Annotated in this window: 15 protein-coding genes; 8 read left to right on the forward strand and 7 right to left on the reverse strand. The window is 41.0% G+C overall.

The window, feature by feature from the left end:
• Positions 1-157: 157 nt before the first annotated feature.
• The 4 genes from yidC to rpmH form a co-directional block, all read right to left on the reverse strand.
• A complete protein-coding gene (gene yidC / locus FQ082_RS05110) occupies positions 158-1,852 on the reverse strand; it encodes a membrane protein insertase YidC (RefSeq protein WP_011514771.1) in 1,695 nt (564 codons plus the stop codon).
• A gap of 218 nt (positions 1,853-2,070) precedes the next feature.
• The gene (gene yidD, locus FQ082_RS05115; RefSeq protein ID WP_149492293.1) at positions 2,071-2,445 is read right to left on the reverse strand and encodes a membrane protein insertion efficiency factor YidD; all 375 of its coding nucleotides are present in this window, start codon (positions 2,443-2,445) and stop codon (positions 2,071-2,073) included.
• Between the two features lies 1 nt (position 2,446).
• A complete protein-coding gene (gene rnpA, locus FQ082_RS05120; RefSeq protein ID WP_149492294.1) occupies positions 2,447-2,818 on the reverse strand; it encodes a ribonuclease P protein component in 372 nt (123 codons plus the stop codon).
• Positions 2,819-3,018: 200 nt separating this feature from the next.
• The gene (rpmH, locus tag FQ082_RS05125; RefSeq protein ID WP_007394757.1) at positions 3,019-3,153 is read right to left on the reverse strand and encodes a 50S ribosomal protein L34; all 135 of its coding nucleotides are present in this window, start codon (positions 3,151-3,153) and stop codon (positions 3,019-3,021) included.
• A 656-nt stretch (positions 3,154-3,809) separates the two neighbouring features.
• On the opposite strand from rpmH, the gene dnaA reads away from it, so the two are divergent.
• The 5 genes from dnaA (at position 3,810) to FQ082_RS05150 (ending at position 11,787) form a co-directional block, all read left to right on the forward strand.
• Positions 3,810-5,255: a chromosomal replication initiator protein DnaA gene (gene dnaA, locus FQ082_RS05130; RefSeq protein ID WP_149492295.1), complete on the forward strand. Its 1,446-nt coding sequence runs from the start codon at positions 3,810-3,812 to the stop codon at positions 5,253-5,255.
• A 160-nt stretch (positions 5,256-5,415) separates the two neighbouring features.
• Positions 5,416-6,591 (forward strand): DNA polymerase III subunit beta, encoded by a 1,176-nt coding sequence (dnaN, locus tag FQ082_RS05135; protein WP_149492296.1) that lies wholly within the window; start codon positions 5,416-5,418, stop codon positions 6,589-6,591.
• Between the two features lie 166 nt (positions 6,592-6,757).
• Positions 6,758-7,966 carry a DNA replication/repair protein RecF gene (gene recF / locus FQ082_RS05140; RefSeq protein WP_149492297.1) on the forward strand — a complete coding sequence of 403 codons (1,209 nt, stop codon included), beginning with the start codon at positions 6,758-6,760 and terminating at the stop codon, positions 7,964-7,966.
• Between the two features lie 499 nt (positions 7,967-8,465).
• Complete coding sequence (gene gyrB / locus FQ082_RS05145; RefSeq protein ID WP_149492298.1) at positions 8,466-11,081, forward strand: DNA topoisomerase (ATP-hydrolyzing) subunit B; 2,616 nt, start codon at positions 8,466-8,468, stop codon at positions 11,079-11,081.
• 124 nt (positions 11,082-11,205) lie between these two features.
• On the forward strand, positions 11,206-11,787 hold the full coding sequence (locus FQ082_RS05150; protein WP_223145345.1) for a manganese efflux pump MntP family protein: 582 nt from the start codon (positions 11,206-11,208) through the stop codon (positions 11,785-11,787).
• A 112-nt stretch (positions 11,788-11,899) separates the two neighbouring features.
• Here the strand turns inward: FQ082_RS05150 and rlmF are convergent, their stop codons facing one another.
• Entirely contained in the window at positions 11,900-12,937 is a 1,038-nt protein-coding gene (rlmF, locus tag FQ082_RS05155) for a 23S rRNA (adenine(1618)-N(6))-methyltransferase RlmF (protein WP_149492300.1), read from the reverse strand.
• 65 nt (positions 12,938-13,002) lie between these two features.
• Entirely contained in the window at positions 13,003-13,620 is a 618-nt protein-coding gene (locus FQ082_RS05160) for a LysE family transporter (protein ID WP_262498161.1), read from the reverse strand.
• A gap of 346 nt (positions 13,621-13,966) precedes the next feature.
• Here FQ082_RS05160 and FQ082_RS05165 point away from each other — a divergent pair, with 346 nt between their 5' ends.
• Together FQ082_RS05165 and FQ082_RS05170 are read left to right on the forward strand one after the other, a co-directional pair.
• Positions 13,967-14,770: a crotonase/enoyl-CoA hydratase family protein gene (locus FQ082_RS05165; RefSeq protein ID WP_149492301.1), complete on the forward strand. Its 804-nt coding sequence runs from the start codon at positions 13,967-13,969 to the stop codon at positions 14,768-14,770.
• Between the two features lie 17 nt (positions 14,771-14,787).
• Entirely contained in the window at positions 14,788-15,765 is a 978-nt protein-coding gene (locus tag FQ082_RS05170; protein ID WP_149492302.1) for a hypothetical protein, read from the forward strand.
• Positions 15,766-16,015: 250 nt separating this feature from the next.
• Here the strand turns inward: FQ082_RS05170 and FQ082_RS05175 are convergent, their stop codons facing one another.
• Positions 16,016-16,846, reverse strand: a complete 831-nt coding sequence (locus tag FQ082_RS05175; RefSeq protein WP_149492303.1) for a hypothetical protein — start codon at positions 16,844-16,846, stop codon at positions 16,016-16,018.
• 239 nt (positions 16,847-17,085) lie between these two features.
• Between FQ082_RS05175 and FQ082_RS05180 the strand changes: the two genes are divergently transcribed.
• Entirely contained in the window at positions 17,086-18,270 is a 1,185-nt protein-coding gene (locus FQ082_RS05180) for a MalY/PatB family protein (RefSeq protein ID WP_149492304.1), read from the forward strand.
• The last annotated feature ends 44 nt before the right edge of the window (positions 18,271-18,314 follow it).

Raw genomic sequence — 18,314 nt, forward strand, 5'->3', positions numbered from 1 at the left:
CAATCTCCTCATTGTAAGTCTTTTCCAATATCATCTAGCTTGACTGCAGCGACTATGGCGTAGTCTTAAGTAGGTATTCATACCAGATATGACATTAAGGCCATAAAAAAACCACCGCCGTAGCGATGGTTTTTTGAACTTCTAAACTATTAAATGATTAATCCAGTACCTTAACCGTACGAAGCTTTTGCTCTTCTTCTACTTTTTTATTGACGATATATTGATGCGTCATACTAAATAAGTTATTAACAGTCCAATATAGTACCAGACCTGCTGGGAAGAACAGCATGAACGCGGTGAAAATAATCGGCAAGAATTTCATGACTTTCGCCTGCATCGGATCAGCTGGCTGTGGATTAAGCTGCTGCTGAATAAACATCGATGCACCCATTAATAGTGGCAAAATAAACCACGGATCCATCGCTGATAGATCTTGAATCCACAAAATCCACGGTGCATGACGTAGCTCAACACTCTCAACCAGTACCCAATACAAGGCTAAGAAAATCGGCATCTGCATCAGAATCGGCAAACAACCCGCCATTGGATTGACTTTTTCTTCTTTGTACATTGCCATCATTTCTTGCGACATTTTCATGCGATCGTCGCCATGCTCTTCTTTTAATGCAGCAAGGCGCGGTGCAATCGCACGCATCTTCGCCATTGAGTAGTAGCTCTTGTTTGAGAACCACATCAATGCCAGCTTCACTAAGATAGTCAATAGAATAATTGACCAGCCCCAGTTACCGATGACTTTATGAATACCATCCAAAATACCAAACAATATCTTTGATATTGGCCATAACAGACCATAATCGACCGTCTGATTTAACCCTACTGCTACATCCTTAAGCTCAGATTGTACCTTTGGACCTGCGTATAGCGTGGCATTTAAGGTTACTTGCTTGTTTGGTGCAACATTGACAGGCTGACTGTTAAAACCGATAAAGTAATCATCACCTGTTTCGCGGCTAAAGAATTTACCAGTAAAGTTTTCAGGCGTCCATGCTGACACAAAGTAATGCTGTACGATGCCAACCCAACCTTTATCACTGGTTGTGGTCAATTCACCATCATTAAACTTACCAAACTTCAGCTTATTATAGGGATCATCGGGTGTACCCCAAGCGCCGCCCAAATAGGTTGCCATACTAAGCGCACCTTTATCAGACATACCGGGATCCTTACTATCATCACGCTTTAGCTGCGCAAACATCTGACCTTGCCACGCCGCTGTAGAAGCATTTTGAATCTTATAGCTGATATCGATAGGATATTTATCGTGTGTAAAGGTAAAAGTCTTAGTGACTGTCACGCCATCTTTTTTATACGTAAGCGGCACTGATAACGTTTGCTGGCCTTTTTCCATCACGTAATTGTTGGCAGTATGGCTGTATTTGGCACGACCTTCTGCAGTATCGATACCATTTTGACCAATCAGACCAGACTGAGCCACGTAAACGCGGTTACTGTTGTTTTCTAGCAATACAAAAGGCTTATCGCTATCAAGGGTCGCATCATACTGCTTTAGCGCAGCATAAACGATGTCACCGCCTTCTGGATTGATTTTGATGTCATAACGATCAGTAGTGACTGTGATTAGTCCTGCATCAGTAGCAGGTGTAGCAGTCACAGCGCTATCAACTGTACCGTTGTCGACAGGTAGCGTCTGTACTGGAATATCACCTGCTGCACCGCTAGTAGAAGGAATATCGGCTCCTACTGAAGCTGCAGTTTCTGGCACCGTGTCTACAGCTGGGGCATCTGCATAATCATCACGCCATGCCAAAATCAGCAGATAAGCGGTGATTAACATCGCAATGATGATCATCACCCGAAATATCTTTTGCATAAACCTTTCCTAGATTAAAAAATTAGGGAATAAAAAAACTAGGGCATGTGTTATGACCACCACACAGCATTGGCCCAGATAGTGAACGGTAATGTCAGCAGTCAATCACATAAAATGTTCATCATTTTACTAAAAAACGATTCTAAATGATACCAACAGTGTGGATAACTTGTGGGTAACTAGGTAGATATACTGAAACGCCTAGTAAAGCTTAGGTCTTAGGTCAATTTCATCATATGATTTAGGCGAGTAACATAGCCATGATTATCTCGATAAACATAAAAACCATGAAACTGTCCATGAGCTACTAGATTACGGGACAAGTATTGATAGCGATAAGAAGCCAAAGGTAGAGGCACAAAATCAACTCCATGTCCGCCTAATGGATGACAGCGACTAATGCGTTTTAATAACAGTAAACTCCCATTCCAAACACCATGCCAAGCTAGAGCTTGCTTACCATAATTTGAACAGGTTGGATAATATCGACAACGAGCAGGTAATATAGGACTTATTATTTTTTGATAAAAATCCATAAAATTATATATTAATATATATAAGTATTTATTTATTATTTTTATAAATAAATTCATGTTATTTTTTTTCTATTTTTTTAAAAATATTAATTACTTCCGTTTTTATTTCTTTATTACTTAAGCCTTTAACGGAACTTTTAACAATAAAAACAATATCTTTATTTTCCAAACTAGAAGCTTTTATTCGAAACTGCTCACGTATTTGACGTTTGATTAAATTTCGCGCAACTGCCGTAGGGACTTTGCGCTTGGTGATCGCCATACCGACTCGTGGCTGCTCATGAGTGTTAGTACGCACAAACGCCATCAGATGGCTCTGATGAAGCTTACGCTCAGGTGCATCAAACACCTCACGAAAGGCCGCTGGCGTGAGTAAGCGCTGCGCTTTGGTGAAGCGAGCATTAGGTGGCGCTGAAACAATATTAGACATAGTACAACCTAGTATAAGAGCTGATAACAATAGCAGAAATAGTAGCGTAGAAATAATCATAAAGTATAGAGACAAAAAAAGCGCCGATGTGGGCGCTTTTAATATATGGCTAAGTGTCAGTTGTGATTATTGACGATCGCAATCTATAAATAATAGAAACACAACAAGCACTATGAGCCATGCTTATCGCAATCTACTGATTATACAGTAAGGCGATGACGTCCTTTAGCGCGGCGACGAGCTAAGACCTGACGGCCTTTTTTAGTTGCCATACGAGCACGGAAACCGTGAGTACGTTTACGCTTGATCACGCTTGGTTGGAATGTACGTTTCATAACTCACCTATCAAAATAATGGACTAAATTCGTAATAACGGAGGATTATATCATTGCATAGGATGTGGGTCAATAAACTATTCACTACGTTTTAAAGCAGCGTGATATTGCTCTTCGATTTTTTACTTTTTGTAGAAAGCTGATGGATTTTAAAAACTCATCTAAGAAGTTAGTCATCCTCTGCGTACTTGATAAATTTACTACTGTAAATCTTATTATCTAGTTTGAAAACAATTTGTATTATTGGCGATGATTTTTAAAGTTATCCACAGTTTTTATTGATTCTTATAATAATTAATTGATTAATATATATAGATATTGTTGTTATTGGAGTACTGTTTTTCTGTGGTTAAGTATTGATTTTCCTTTATAATCAGAAATTTAAGCTATGGGTAACCCTGTGTATAACCTGTGGGTGAAATATGGATAACTTAATATTATTACTTATACACAAAAATATCCACAGGCTTATCCCCAGAAAACAAGGTTTTATCCACAGTTTATTTGTGGTAGATTACTCCCCTATAAGATATAAGATGTTAGTGTACTTTGTAATAGGTTGTTTAACGTAAGCCTCAACACCTTTTTAGACCTAATTCGATCTATTCTTACAATAAAAAATGCTAATACTTTGAACTATAGGGCTACTGATATTCATGATAGATACAGCAAATATTTGGGATAAATGCCTAAACGACTTACGTTATCATGTCAAAGATAACGTGTTTACCATGTGGTTAAGACCATTGTCAGCTCATCAAGAAAACAACACTTTAATCATTCTTGCACCTAATGATTACTTTGTAACTTACATCAAAAAGAACCACTTAGAGGATATTCAACAGCTGGTTACTAAGCATAGCCAAGGAAGTATCGAAGAAGTTATTGTACGTGTTGATAATGCTGGTCGTACTGCTGATGATACTAGCTCGCTACAATCAGGGTCTTTATTCTCAGAAGATATCGTCTCCCCTACCCTTGCAAATCATGATTTTGAAACCATTCATCATAATAATGCCAAAGCAGATATCGATGCCAATATGCGTCATGCGGAAGCCGTTGACTCTGCTGATGCGAAATCCTTAAATTATTTAAATCCTGATTTTACCTTTGAAACCTTTGTCACAGGTAAGTCTAACAATCTTGCTTATAAGGCATGCTACGAGCTTGGTAAACGTCAATCAAAAAATCGTCACAATCCTTTGTTTATATATGGACCTTCTGGTTTGGGGAAAACCCATTTAATGCATTCTGTAGCACATCGCTATTTAAAAAATAATCAAACTTTTTATTATTTCACTTCTGAAAAATTTATTAATCAATTGGTTTATTCATTAAGAAATAATAAAATAGAAGACTTTAAAAAGAAAATAAAAAAAGTAGATTTGTTAATAGTAGATGATATTCATGTATTAGCTGGAAAGACTAAAAGTAGTAATGAGTTTTTAACATTGTTTGCAGATTTCACCAGTGGTGATAAACAGCTAATTTTGGCATCTGATCGGCATCCATCACAGATGACTGAATTTGACGAGCGCTTTAGATCTCGTTTTTCTTGGGGCTTAACGGTCGCAGTTGATCCGCCTGAAATTGATACGCGCGTACAAATCTTACAAAGGAAAGCCGCCTCTTATGGAATGAGCCTTCCTAAAGAATGTGCGTTATTCATCGCTCAAAATGTTGTTTCTAATGTGAGACGTTTAGAAGGTGCTTTAAACCAGGTATTTGCCAATGCTAACTTAACCGGCGCCCCTATTACCCTTGAAATGGTGCAATATGCGTTAAAAGATATCGTTGCCATGCGCGTACAAGCCGTCAATATGGATAATATTCGTAAAGTGGTCGCTGAATATTATGATGTGACGATTAAGGATATGCTCGGTCGCAAGCGTACGCGTAGTATTGCTAGACCTCGCCAAATAGCGATGGCACTATCACGAGAGTTGACTAGCGAGAGTTTTCCTGAGATTGGGCAGTCTTTTGGAGGACGCGACCACACAACAGTGATGCATGCTTGTGATAAAGTGAATGAGCTACGTGCCGCCGATCCAGCGTTTGATAAGGATTACAAGACCCTAGCTTTGATGCTGCAAGCTGGTTAGACGGCTCTACTATCACTATATTTTAGTAGATAGATATGGTTTATAATGTTGAAAACGGGCGTACACAGACCCCTAATAGATTATCGTCAGTAGACAGGGTATATTAAGTCAATATTCTTTATTTTTACAAAAAGAATCAATTAAATAAGAGTAACTAAGCATGCAATTATCGATTAATCGAGAGTCGTTACTAAAAGCCATTAACTTGATCGCCAAGGCTGCTGATAAACGCCACAATATGGTTATCTTGGGTAATATCAAGCTACAGCTATTTGAATCAGAGCTTATTTTGACCGCTTCTGATTTAGAAGTAGAGCTGACATCGACGTTGAAATTGCCTGCTGGAGCTTGTGTTGAAGCAGGTACGACGACATTGCCTGCCACTAAATTAAGAGATATTTGTAAATCTTTACCCGCTCAAGCACAAGTCACTCTGATAACTCAAGAAAACCAACGCTGCTTATTGACCAGTGGCAAAAGCCGTTTTACCTTAGGTACATTGCCTAGCGAAGACTATCCAAGTTTGGGCAATCCTGAAAATATTACACCATTAACGATTAGCCGTAGTCGTCTTATTGATTTGATTCATAAGACCCAATTTGCGATGGCGATTCAAGATGTCCGTTATTATCTAACGGGTATGCTATTTGATGTGTCACAGCAGCAGTTAACGACGGTTGCAACCGATGGTCATAGACTGGCATTAGCACGTAGTGTTATTGAAGTCAGTGCTGATTTAAGTATGCAGGCTATCTTGCCACGTAAGGCTGTAATTGAGCTTGAGCGTTTGGCTACCGAGCTGGGCAAAATGCTTGGTGATAAAGACAATGCCGTCACGTTGAGTTTCGGTCGTGAGTTTTTGCAAGTGAGCTTACCATTTGGTGACGTTGATAGTGCAGGGCAGGTTAGTCAGGATTTGATGGTGACTTTTACCGCGCGTCTGATTGATGGTAAATTCCCTGATTATCGCCGTGTTATGCCTAGCAATACGGACAAACTTGCTCTATTTAATCAAGAAAAAATGATGGATGTGCTGCGCCGTGTCGCGATTTTGAGTAATGAGAAGTCTCGCGGAGTAGTCTTTAATTTTGCCAGTGATGGTATGGTAGAAGTACGCGCCAATAATGCAGAGCAAGATGAAGCGGTGGAGATGATTCAAGCTAAGTATCAAGGTGAGCCGATGGAGTTGTCCTTTAATGCTGCTTATCTACAAGACGTGCTAGGTGTCATCCAAGGCGACTTGCAAATGCATATGAGCCAGTCAAATGCATCGGTATTGGTTAATCAGTTAAATGATGAGTTTCATCAGTACGTTATTATGCCAATGCGCATATAATCTATTCTTTAAATGATAGATAGTGAGGGTTGAAAGTTATAATTGTTATGGATTTTAACCCTAATCATATTGATGAATTTAAGCTTCCTAAGCTTAAAATTCTATATTCTAATTAAACTTTTGCCTGCTAAAATACAAGCAGGATTTATAGGCGGTTGTCGGTATTATGATTGAACGTCTACAAATCTCTCACTTGCGCAATTTAACGCACATCAATTTATCTCCTGCAGCTTGTAATGTTATTATCGGCGCTAATGGCAGTGGTAAAACCTCGTTACTTGAAGCTATATTCTTGTTATCAAGAGGCAAAAGTTTCCGTCATCATCAGCCTAAACGCTATATCCAACATTATCAAGAGTCTGCCACTATACATGCTAATCTCAATGACAGCCGTACCTTAGCTATCCAAAAGAAAGGAGATGCAACGACTATTCTGCGTTTAAATCAAACCACCGTTTACAACCAAAGCATCTTGACCGAGCAGCTACCAACATTGCTTATAGACCCATCAACGATGGACATGCTAGAGCAGGGTAGTGCCAGTCGTCGCCAACTATTGGATTGGTTAGTGTTTCACATGAAACAAGGCTTTCACCCCCAGTGGGTTGCTTATCAACGTCTTTTAAAACAGCGCAATAGTTTACTAAAGCAACGGCGTCATTTGACTCAGGTTCAGCTCGCTGAGCTTAAGGCTTGGGATAAGGGGCTTTCCAGTCATGCAGCGCTGATTCATCACTACCGTCAAGCTATATTTGAAGCTTGGCAGCCTTATTTTTCTAAGAGCATTGCACAGTTATTGCCTGCTTATGCTGAGCAGTTAAGCTTAAGTTACAATGCGGGCTACGATACTGGTATAGCGCTCGACATACAGCTTAATGAACGCCTAGAGCAAGATTTGCAGTTGGGTTATACCCGTATTGGTAACCATCGTGCTGATATTCACGTGCATTGGCGCTCGATAGGCTCAAGACAGATAGCTGATGAAAATCTAAACCCACCTTTATCAGCGGATCCGACTGTTAAACTGCCTATTTTAAAAGAGCAGGCAGCTAATATTTTATCTCGTGGAGAGAAAAAACTGTTGATTACGGCATTGCGTTTATCACAATTACCATTGTTTCTTAATGCTAAAACTAATAGCGAGCTATATCACAGTGACGCTAAATTAAGTGCTACACCAGTGGTATTACTAGACGATATCACCGCAGAGCTGGATGATAGGGCGATTGAGATTTTATTATCAACGCTAGCACAGCTGCCCTGTCAGGTATTTATGACCAGTTTGACAGACAGTATTTTACCTCTAGTACATAAGTATTGGGAAAAATCTCAAGTGTTTCACATGAAACAAGGTGATATTTTGCCAGCTCAGTAGCTTTTACTAGGGTGTTGATATCTGCGTTATTAATCCTTATTTCACGTCCTTAAGCGCCCGTCCTCTTGCATATTTTACCCTCATTCTATACCGCATTCTGATACTTAGAAATCGTTCCCTAAACAGTGACTTACAGGCAAAAAAATGCTAAAATAGAGCTTTATTTTTGTCCTATTCTTAGCAAGTTATCTTACCGTTTTATATGAATCTTTATTATTGGTTGTAAGGACTTAAGTTATTGATAATAATGAATTTGATTCAATATTTTTAAACTTCATAGTTTTAAGAATAATCGCAGTATGGATCAAATAGAGTATGCAGGCCTGACATATTTTTCAATCTGGTTTTTTGCCTCTATATCATTTTCTAAAAAGCTTAGGCCAACCTTAATAAAGACAGAATATGACTACAAAACGATATTATAGATAGCATCATTAAGTATCACCACTGTGGTGAGCTGATGATAAACAGCTGATAATGGCTAGATCAAGGAATGCACATGAGTGACTCATTACCTACCGACCACCAGCAATTAACGTCAGACAGCGCAGTTGAGACTATTGCCGCCGCTGTCGCTCCTGAGGTATTACCCTCTGATTACAGCTCAAAAGACATTCGAGTACTGCGCGGACTAGAAGCGGTGCGCGTGCGTCCTGGTATGTATATTGGTGATACCGATGATGGTACCGGCTTGCATCATATGGTCTTTGAGGTGGTGGATAACTCTATCGATGAAGCGCTTGCTGGTCATTGTGATCAAATTGATATCATTATCCACGAAGATGAATCTGTCAGCGTGATGGATAATGGTCGCGGTGTCCCTGTCGACATTCATCCAGAAGAAGGTGTGTCTGCCGCACAGGTTATTATGACGGTACTGCATGCTGGTGGTAAGTTTGATGATAACAGCTACAAGGTATCTGGCGGTCTGCATGGCGTTGGCGTTTCAGTCGTTAATGCATTATCCAAAAAGCTTGAGATGAATATCTGGCGTGAAGGTTATCATTATCATCAGACTTATACTGATGGTGTGCCTGATGGCGATATTCAGCAAATGGAAGCGACAGATCAAACTGGCACACAAATCCGTTTTTACCCTAGCAATGACGTATTTACCGGTACTATTTTTGAATATGATATTTTAGCCAAGCGTTTACGTGAGTTGTCATTTTTAAACTCAGGCGTACGTATTGTTTTGACTGATGAGCGTATTGATAAGCGTCATGAGTTCGAACATAAAGGTGGCTTATCAGAGTTTGTCAGCTATATCAATGCGGGTAAAGATGGCGTCAATGATGTGTTCCATTTCATCAGTAATCAAGATGATGGTATCAGTGTCGAAGTGGCATTGCAGTGGACAGATACTTATAACGAAAAGGTATTTTGTTTTACCAATAACATTCCACAGCGCGATGGCGGCACGCATTTATCTGGCTTCCGCTCAGCACTCACGCGTTGCTTAAACACTTATATGGATCGTGAAAATCTTTTCAAAAAGGAAAAAGTGGTTGCAACTGGTGATGATGCGCGTGAAGGTCTAACGGCTATCGTATCCGTTAAAGTTCCAGATCCTAAGTTCTCCAGTCAGACCAAAGATAAGCTGGTATCAAGCGAAGTAAAATCTGCGGTCGAATCAGCAATGCATGATAAGTTTAATGATTATCTGCAAGAGAATCCAAGCGCTGGTAAATTGATTGCTGGTAAAATTATCGATGCTGCTCGTGCTCGTGACGCCGCTCGTAAAGCGCGTGAAATGACGCGTCGTAAGACCACATTAGATATCGCAGGTCTGCCGGGTAAATTGGCGGATTGCCAAGAAAAAGATCCCGCATTATCAGAGCTATATATCGTGGAAGGGGATTCTGCTGGCGGTTCAGCCAAGCAAGGTCGTAGCCGTAAAACGCAAGCAATTTTGCCTTTAAAAGGTAAAATCCTAAACGTTGAACGTGCGCGTTTTGATAAAATGTTATCGTCACAAGAAGTCGGTAATCTAATTACTGCGCTTGGTTGCGGTATTGGTCCTGACGAATATAATCCTGATAAAGTTCGCTATCATAAAATCATTATCATGACCGATGCGGACGTTGATGGGTCGCATATTCGTACTTTGCTATTGACTTTTTTCTTCCGTCAAACGCCTGAATTGATTGAACGTGGTTATATTTATATTGCTCAGCCACCGCTATATAAAGTTAAAAAAGGTCGTCAAGAGCTGTATCTAAAAGACGATGAGGCACTTAAAGCGTATTTATTATCTTCAACGATTGATAATACTAGGCTGCATATCAGTGCTGATGCTCCTGCGATTACTGGTCAAGCGTTAGAGACTTTATTAAACGACTATAATCAAACGCAGCTTATTAAAGCGCGCTTGCAGATTCGTTATCCAGCCGTTTTGTTGGATGCGTTGACTCATACGCCAAAGCTTAGTACTGATATGACGTATGATAAAGATGCAATGCAAGCATGGAAAGACACGCTACAGACCCAGCTTGAGCACTTTGGTAGTGACTTAAGTCCTGAGATTGAGCTGGTGAATATCCATGCACCGCAGCCTAAAAATATGGATGCCGCTGCCGCTGATTTGCTGGGTATGAAACCTGTCGTTGCCGTTGAAGAAAGTGATAGCTCTGACGTCGAAGCAGTAGCTTCCAAAGCACAATGGCTGCCACGTATTACGGTCTATGTGCATCAGTTGGCCCATCATTATTTGCTCGATGCCAGCTTTATCAATTCGGGTGAGTATACTAAGCTGCTGCGTTTATCAGCTGAATGGAATACCTTGCTTGATGAAGATGCTTTTATTCGCCGTGACGCAACAGCGGGTACAACCAAAGACATCCCAATACGTGACTTCGATTATTTGTGGCAGCAAATGATGCTGGACGCGCGTCGTGGTCTAGCGATCCAGCGCTATAAAGGATTGGGCGAGATGAATGCCGATCAGCTGTGGGATACTACCATGGATCCTGAAAACCGCCGTATGCTGCGCGTCAATATTGAAGATGCTATCGCAGCGGATCATATGTTCACCTGCTTGATGGGTGATCATGTTGAACCGCGTCGTATTTTCATTGAAGAGAACGCGTTAACGGTTTCTAATTTAGATATCTAAATGGCATAATATTGTGAATCAATGAAAAACCACCGCTTTGGCAACCAATGCGGTGGTTTTTTAATATCAAGCCTGTTTCACGTGAAACTTAATTGAATAAATGCTTTAAATAATGGATATAGAAATGATCGAAGTTATTTTACTTGCTATAGCATTGGCAATGGATGCGTTTGCGGTATCAATTGGTTTAGGTGCTAAGTCCCAAAAACAATCGTCCGCTTATGTTTTACGTTTAGCGGTTTATGCAGCACTGTATTTTGGTATCGCACAAGGCGCTATGCCGCTGATAGGTTATTTATTGGGCGCAGTATTGCTAGGCTGGTTAGCGACTGCTGCACCGTGGATTGGCGGTGGTATCCTTATTCTGCTTGGCGCTAAGATGTTATATGAAGCATTTAATGGTGAAGTTGAAGCAGTATTAGAAGACAGTTTTGATAGAAATATACAAGAAAAAATCAATCATCGCATGATGTTTACACTGGCTATTGCCACCAGTATTGATGCCATGGCAGCAGGATTTACTTTAAATTTACTGGCACTTAATGCGTGGTTAGCGTGCTTCATTATCGCTATTGTCACCGCTGGATTTGGCTTTTTTGGTATCTATTTAGGTAAGTCTTCTGGAACGTGGCTTGAGGATAAAGCTGAGATACTTGGTGGATTGGTATTGATAGCCATTGGTATAAAGGTTATGTTTATCCGTTAATAAGCATCATTATTTGGATTAATTCTCTACAATAAAAAGCACCCCCTTGATGATCAAAGGGGTGCTTTTTTGTTTCACGTGAAACTGTGATTATTATAATCTTAACTATTATTTACTCTTCATCAGTATTAAAACGCCATGCAAGTATACGAGTGCTTTTTTGACCTTGACTCATCTCGATGATACGCATTTGGGCGACACCAAGTTGTTTCAACAGTAATTGCAGAGGTTTTACGTTTTCTGACTTAGATACCAGTGTCGTAAACCAGCCAACATGCTCAGCGAAATCTTGACTCTCTTTTGCCATCTTGGTTAAAAAGGCAATCTCGCCGCCCTCAGACCACAGCTCTTTATGCTGACCACCAAAGTTTAGGTTTTGTGCGGCATTGCCAGACTTTGTTGAGCTACGGCTGATTTGTTCATTTTCATTCTTACCGCGATGTCGTTGTAAATTATGCTGCTTACGGCTATTGGCTTCCATCGCTTCTTCTAATGAGGCATGGAACGGGGGATTACATACCACCACATCAAAGTAATCTTGGCGACCGATGATATTTTTAAAAATAAATTTAGGTTCGGTCTGCAGTTTGACTTTAACGGCACTTTTTAGCTTTGGGTTGGTTTCACAAATCAGCGCAGCGGTATTGACCGAAATAGGGTCAATGTCTGAGGCGGTAAATCGCCAACCGTAGCTTTGACTACCAACAATCGGATAAATCGCGCTGGCACCCGTGCCAATATCTAGGGCGTGAATTTCTTTGCCAGTTGGCGGTGTATTGTCTTTATTCACATGCGTGGTTTGCGCGAGCAGGTCAGCGATATAATGGATGTAGTCGGCACGACCAGGGATTGGTGGGCAGAGATAGCCTTCAGGAATATCCCAAAATTTCACGCCATAATAATTTGCTAGTAGCGCCTGATTGAGCACTCGTACCGCTTGATGATCGGAGAAGTTAATCGTCGACTCACCTTTAGGATTGGTAATGGTGTGCTTGGCAAGCTCTGGTAAGGCACGAGTCAGTGCCACAAAGTCATAGCGACCTTGGTGCGGATTGCGCGGATGCAGCTGACCGAGTTTTTTGGCAGTCTCAGGCGAGCGGTTTCTGTGATTATTGGCGGTCGGGCGACGGTTTATAGGCTTACTGGTCATAGTATCGGGCTTTGATGTTTGAATATAATGCACCATTTTAGCAGATTTCACGAGTCACTAGCGTCTTATCGACTACGTAAAATAAGATTTAATCCCAATATTATCATCGCTGTACCCAAGACGCGGTCTATCCAATGTTCAAAACGTTGAAAGCGACGATGAATGGCAGGAATAGACAGTAACATCACCACGGTACTAAACCATGCCATCTGCAAGACCATCATCCATACGCCATAAATAGCCAGTTGCCATAGCGGTATATCGGGTGAGAGTACGAGGGTAAATATCGCGACGAAATATACTGGTGCTTTTGGATTAAACACATTACAAAAAAAGCCACGGCGTAAAATGGCAGTGGTCGATTCAATATCAGTAGGCAGTTTTTTATTAGAAATGGCTTTATCAGAAAGCTCGGCATCATTGGTAGAAGTCATTTGCTTAATAAGCATATCTTGTGAAACGTGAGCGCCTGAAGTTGTTGGTTCTGCGGAAAGGGCTAAATCAGCTGGCTTTTTAGCTTTGGCTTGAATGCCTTGCCATCCTAGATAAATAAGATAACTACCGCCTAACCATTTGATAGCGGTCAATAATGGCTGCGAATGGGCAATCAGCGTTGCCAGTCCTAGCACCGAATAAATAATGTGTACGGCAAGACCCAAGGTAATACCAAGGCTACAAATCAAACCTGTGCGTCAACCTTTTGCTAAGGTTTGCTGTGAGACCAATACAAAATCAGGACCAGGAGAGGCGGCAGCGAGTAGATGGACGCTGGTGATAAGCAAAAAACCGTGCCAAAATTCCATAAAGTGCTCTAAGTCATATTTTGATTTGGATAATAGTTGCACATTACTGTAAATGAGGTCAACTGATATTGATATCAGCTATCGATGCTCATGCTAAAACGATGCTCATGCTAAAACGATGCTCATGCTAAAACGATGCTTGCGTTGCACGTAGCGTATGTCTATATTAAAAGTAAGCTTATGACGACTAACTATACGATAACTATAATTTAACAAGGATAAGACTATGACTACGGAAAGTAATAACAACCAAGACACTCGCATTACTTATGAAACTCAAGATTACATCTGCTTGATCGGGCTCAATCGCGCTGATAAACGTAATGCCTTTGACAGTCATATGATTAAGCAATTATCTGAGGCACTCACTCAATACGAAAATGATGCCAATCTTCGCTGTGCGCTGATATTCGCTCACGGTGAGCATTTTACCGCAGGGCTCGATTTGATGGAGCTACAAGATAAATGGGATAAAGGCGCGTTTGAGTTTGCTGCCGACGAAATCGACCCGTGGGGAATCGGTGGAAAATTGCGCAGTAAGCCCGTCGTCGTCGCGGTACAAGGCACGTGCTTTACCGCTGGGATTGAGCTGATGTTAAATAGCGATGTGGTCATCGCTAGTGATAACTGCAACTTTGCGCAAATGGAAGTCCAACGCGGAATCATGCCGTTTGGTGGCGCAACGGTTCGCTTCGTCGCGGCAGCTGGTTGGCAAAAAGCCATGCCGTATCTGCTTACGGGCAAAGCATTTGATGCGCAAACGGCTGACAGTCTGAATTTGGTCAGCGAAGTGGTGCCAAATGGCGAAGAGTATGAGCGCGCGCTAACTATCGCTAAAGAGATTTGCAACGCTGCACCGCTTGGCGTACAAGGATTACTATCCTCAGCACAAGATGCCAGTCGCAATGGTGCAAAAGTGGCCTTAGCCAATATTCATGGCTATCTGCCGCATTTGTTTCATTCAGAAGATGCCAAAGAGGGTGCGATGGCGATGGTTGAGAGAAGGGAAGCTGAGTTTAAGGGTAAGTGAAACATAAGGTCTCATTTATGTGGAAGCAAAAAATAATAGCGATATGGTCTAAGTATTTTTTGAAAAATTGGCAACCAGACTTTGAAGAGCTTTCACCTTGTATCTCTCCAGATATTCTATACTTCTTCACTGTAGATAAAGACTCTTCATACTGTATATCATGGAATACAACGTATTCTGAGTTATTAGCTCTTAATTTAGGACATCTAGAAACAGATATAAATGATGTACAATTTTATTATTTTGATATACCTATTATAGTGGGTCATATCAAATTTAATCATGCAAAGATTTTATGGAACTCTACTTCATTAGAGTCATCAATCCAGCATTATATAGTCGACATTAGAGAAGGAGTAAGGTATATAGACACTTACTCAAAGCTAGCAGGAATGCTCTCTAAATATGAGACATACGCGCAAAAAATTACCGATAATATGGTTATGGATGAAGACTCTTTTAATTTGTGCATAAAAGATATCTTCTACGTCCTTAATTATTCTATACCTGATAGATGTACTCGCTTAGATATTTATAATAAGAGAGATTATGCTTATCCTATTTTACTAGATAGTAATTATCAGCATCAAGGCACTGTTAGCAGAATTCACTATATGAGCTATGGGCTTAAAATTGAGCAATATCATCACTATTATGATTACTGTATAAAACCTGTACCAAGCTTCATCACTGCATTACTTAAGTATGATGAAGATAATATCTTATGGATTGATAATATAAATAAGGTAATAGGTTTCAAAGGTGATAAGTCTTGCTTGGTACTACCTAATAAAATCGAAAGTATACAGATTGACAATCTACGTCCTGCGAAAGGTTGGGGTGGTTGTTGGATGGAGATTAGGATAGCTGGTTTTAAAAATAGCATTCGTATTTATCAAGTACTAGATGTTAATCAATTAGATAAACACGTAGACGATTTTTCTGCTTTTTTTGGAATTAATGTTGTTATCAATGATAGAGGTTATGACTGTTAGATTAATAACGCCTCTTTAATTTACACCATACGCTAGACAATCTATAAATTAAACGATAATAGCGTATGGCAGGATTGGCTCCAGCTTCATAACAACTTTGATAACCACGAAATCTAAAGCAGCACTTCAAAATATCATCAAGCAAACCAAATATACCAACCAAAAAAACCTCGCAATTGCGAGGTTTTTGTTTTATCTAGTATGACTGACTATAACTACACCAGCGTCAGTATTAACAACTCAATTATAATTATTTAGCCGACTTGTAGTAGTCAACGAGCATTGTACCTAATGTGCCATTGTCATCGATAGTGACGATTCTGACCGTACCTGACTGAGACGCAGTACTGGACTGCACTTGTCCAGCATTACCTAAGACGACTTGATTGTTTTTCGTCGCCATTGCTCCGTTACCGATAGCGATGCTATTCATGCCGCCAGCCATAGATTTATTGCCTAACGCGACCGAGTTTGCACCTTGTGCGGCAGCCGCTTCACCAACTGCGGTAGAGCGTACGCCACTAGCATTGGCTATATGACCAAATGCTTGCGCGCGTTCGGCAGTGGCTTTTGACTGCCAACCGATAGACGTCGAGCCTAGACCTGCGGCATTGGCTTCGCCGCCGACAGCCGTTGCTGAGTTCAGACCCGCATTGGCTTTATTGCCGACAGCGACGGTATCGTTAGTGCCACCAGCCATGGCTGCTTCACCGACAGCGGTAGAGCGAACACCACTAGCATTGGCGAGATGGCCAAAGGCTTGCGCGCGTTCAGCGGTGGCTTTTGATTGCCAACCGATAGAGGTTGAGCCTAGACCTGCGGCGTTGGCTTGACCACCAACAGCGGTTGCCGAATTAAGTCCTGCATTGGCCATATTACCGATTGCAACGGTATCATTAGTGCCACCAGCAGTCGCTGTATTGCCAAGAGCGAGGGCAGTAGTGCTTGCGGTGGTTTGTGCATTTGACGTTTGATAGTCAGAGCCTGTTGCCATAGTCGTGCATGAAGCGGTAGCAGCGATGGCTAAAGTAAGGGCACACGTTTTGAGTGCTAAGTTTGGTAAAAAGTCCATTTTCATCATGCTAAATCCTTTTAGACAAGCCATCTTGGCTTAGTAGGGGGTTTGGGTAAAAGCTGATAGATCACAATCCTTGCAATATCAGCGTATTCTGGCATAAATAACTTGATCATATGTAGAGTCCGCAATATTAATGTAACACTAATTTTTAGCCATTATTCAAATAATGATGATGTTATATTTTTAAATATCATTTAAGCCGACGAATGAACAGTTATAATATAAAGCAATCGTAAAGGGGAATGCTGGTGTTGTACAACTTTGATAAAATAATAGACAGACGTGATACGGGGTCGTTTAAATGGCATTATACCGATGAGACAATTCCGCTGTGGGTCGCGGATATGGACTTTAAGACCGCCCAGCCTATTTTAAAGGCGATTGAACAAGTAACGCAGCATGGCATATTGGGTTACACCGTGCCGACCGAGCCGTTGTATCAAGCGATTATCGACTGGCATGGCAGTCGTTATGACTTGGGGCTGGATAAGCAGCATATTCTTTTCTCTCCGGGTGTCGTGCCAAGTTTGGTGCTGATGATGAAAGTATTTACCGAGGCAGGGGATGCGGTACTCATTAATGACCCTATCTATACGCCCTTTATGACCAAGGTTTTGGACAACGATCGTAAGCTGGTGACCTCTGCATTACAGGAGGCTGAAGGGAAATATACTCTGGATTTGGAAGATATCGAAGCCAAAATTATCGAGCATAAAGTTAAGCTGTATTTGTTCTGCAATCCGCATAATCCGGGCGGGCGGGTATGGACAGCAGATGAACTTGAAGCGCTGCTTTTCATCTGCAAAAAGCACGATGTGGCAATTGTGAGTGATGAGATTCATCAAGATTTAACTTTGAGTGGGCATACATTCACGCCTTTTTTAACCCTAGCAACAGGCTATGAGCACAAAGTCGTCAGCCTAACTTCGATGACCAAAACCTTTAATATTGCCGGTATCAAAGGCTCGATGATATTTGCTAAAGACAGCGCATTACTGAGTAAAATTAACCAGCAGCAGCGTTTAAGTGACGAGCATGAGCTAAACTTATTTGCTTATACAGCGATGCGTAGTGCTTATGAGCAAGGTGACGAGTGGTTGGCGCAGGCGCTGACTTATATTGAAGCCAATATTGACTTAACCCTGCAATTTTTAGAAGAGCATTTACCTAAAATCAAGGTGATGCGTCCAGAAGCTTCGTATTTGATTTGGCTAGATTGTTCGGCATATGCGCAAGACGATCAAATGCTTTATGACAAATTGAGAGCGGCCAAGGTTGAGCTGAGTGCAGGGATTAAATATGGTGGTGAAGGCCATCTTAAAATGCGCCTCAATGTGGCGTGTCCTAAAGCGCTGCTGATAGAAGGGCTAAACCGTATGCAAACAGCATTAAATAGCGATGTTTTTAATATAGTCGATTCAATTTAAAAAGAATACGGTGCTGCTGGGATAAATTTTGCGAAGCTTCTGGA

The organism is Psychrobacter sp. ANT_H56B (assembly GCF_008369245.1).
GTDB classification, from domain to species: Bacteria; Pseudomonadota; Gammaproteobacteria; order Pseudomonadales; family Moraxellaceae; genus Psychrobacter; species Psychrobacter cryohalolentis.

Coding starts and splice junctions, on each gene's coding strand:
- yidC (WP_011514771.1), bottom strand. CDS start 1,852: ATGCAAAAGATATTTCGGGTGATGATCATCATTGCGATGTTAATCACC.
- yidD (WP_149492293.1), bottom strand. CDS start 2,445: ATGAATTTATTTATAAAAATAATAAATAAATACTTATATATATTAATA.
- rnpA (WP_149492294.1), bottom strand. CDS start 2,818: ATGTCTAATATTGTTTCAGCGCCACCTAATGCTCGCTTCACCAAAGCG.
- rpmH (WP_007394757.1), bottom strand. CDS start 3,153: ATGAAACGTACATTCCAACCAAGCGTGATCAAGCGTAAACGTACTCAC.
- dnaA (WP_149492295.1), top strand. CDS start 3,810: ATGATAGATACAGCAAATATTTGGGATAAATGCCTAAACGACTTACGT.
- dnaN (WP_149492296.1), top strand. CDS start 5,416: ATGCAATTATCGATTAATCGAGAGTCGTTACTAAAAGCCATTAACTTG.
- recF (WP_149492297.1), top strand. CDS start 6,758: ATGATTGAACGTCTACAAATCTCTCACTTGCGCAATTTAACGCACATC.
- gyrB (WP_149492298.1), top strand. CDS start 8,466: ATGAGTGACTCATTACCTACCGACCACCAGCAATTAACGTCAGACAGC.
- FQ082_RS05150 (WP_223145345.1), top strand. CDS start 11,206: ATGATCGAAGTTATTTTACTTGCTATAGCATTGGCAATGGATGCGTTT.
- rlmF (WP_149492300.1), bottom strand. CDS start 12,937: ATGACCAGTAAGCCTATAAACCGTCGCCCGACCGCCAATAATCACAGA.
- FQ082_RS05165 (WP_149492301.1), top strand. CDS start 13,967: ATGACTACGGAAAGTAATAACAACCAAGACACTCGCATTACTTATGAA.
- FQ082_RS05170 (WP_149492302.1), top strand. CDS start 14,788: ATGTGGAAGCAAAAAATAATAGCGATATGGTCTAAGTATTTTTTGAAA.
- FQ082_RS05175 (WP_149492303.1), bottom strand. CDS start 16,846: ATGATGAAAATGGACTTTTTACCAAACTTAGCACTCAAAACGTGTGCC.
- FQ082_RS05180 (WP_149492304.1), top strand. CDS start 17,086: ATGCTGGTGTTGTACAACTTTGATAAAATAATAGACAGACGTGATACG.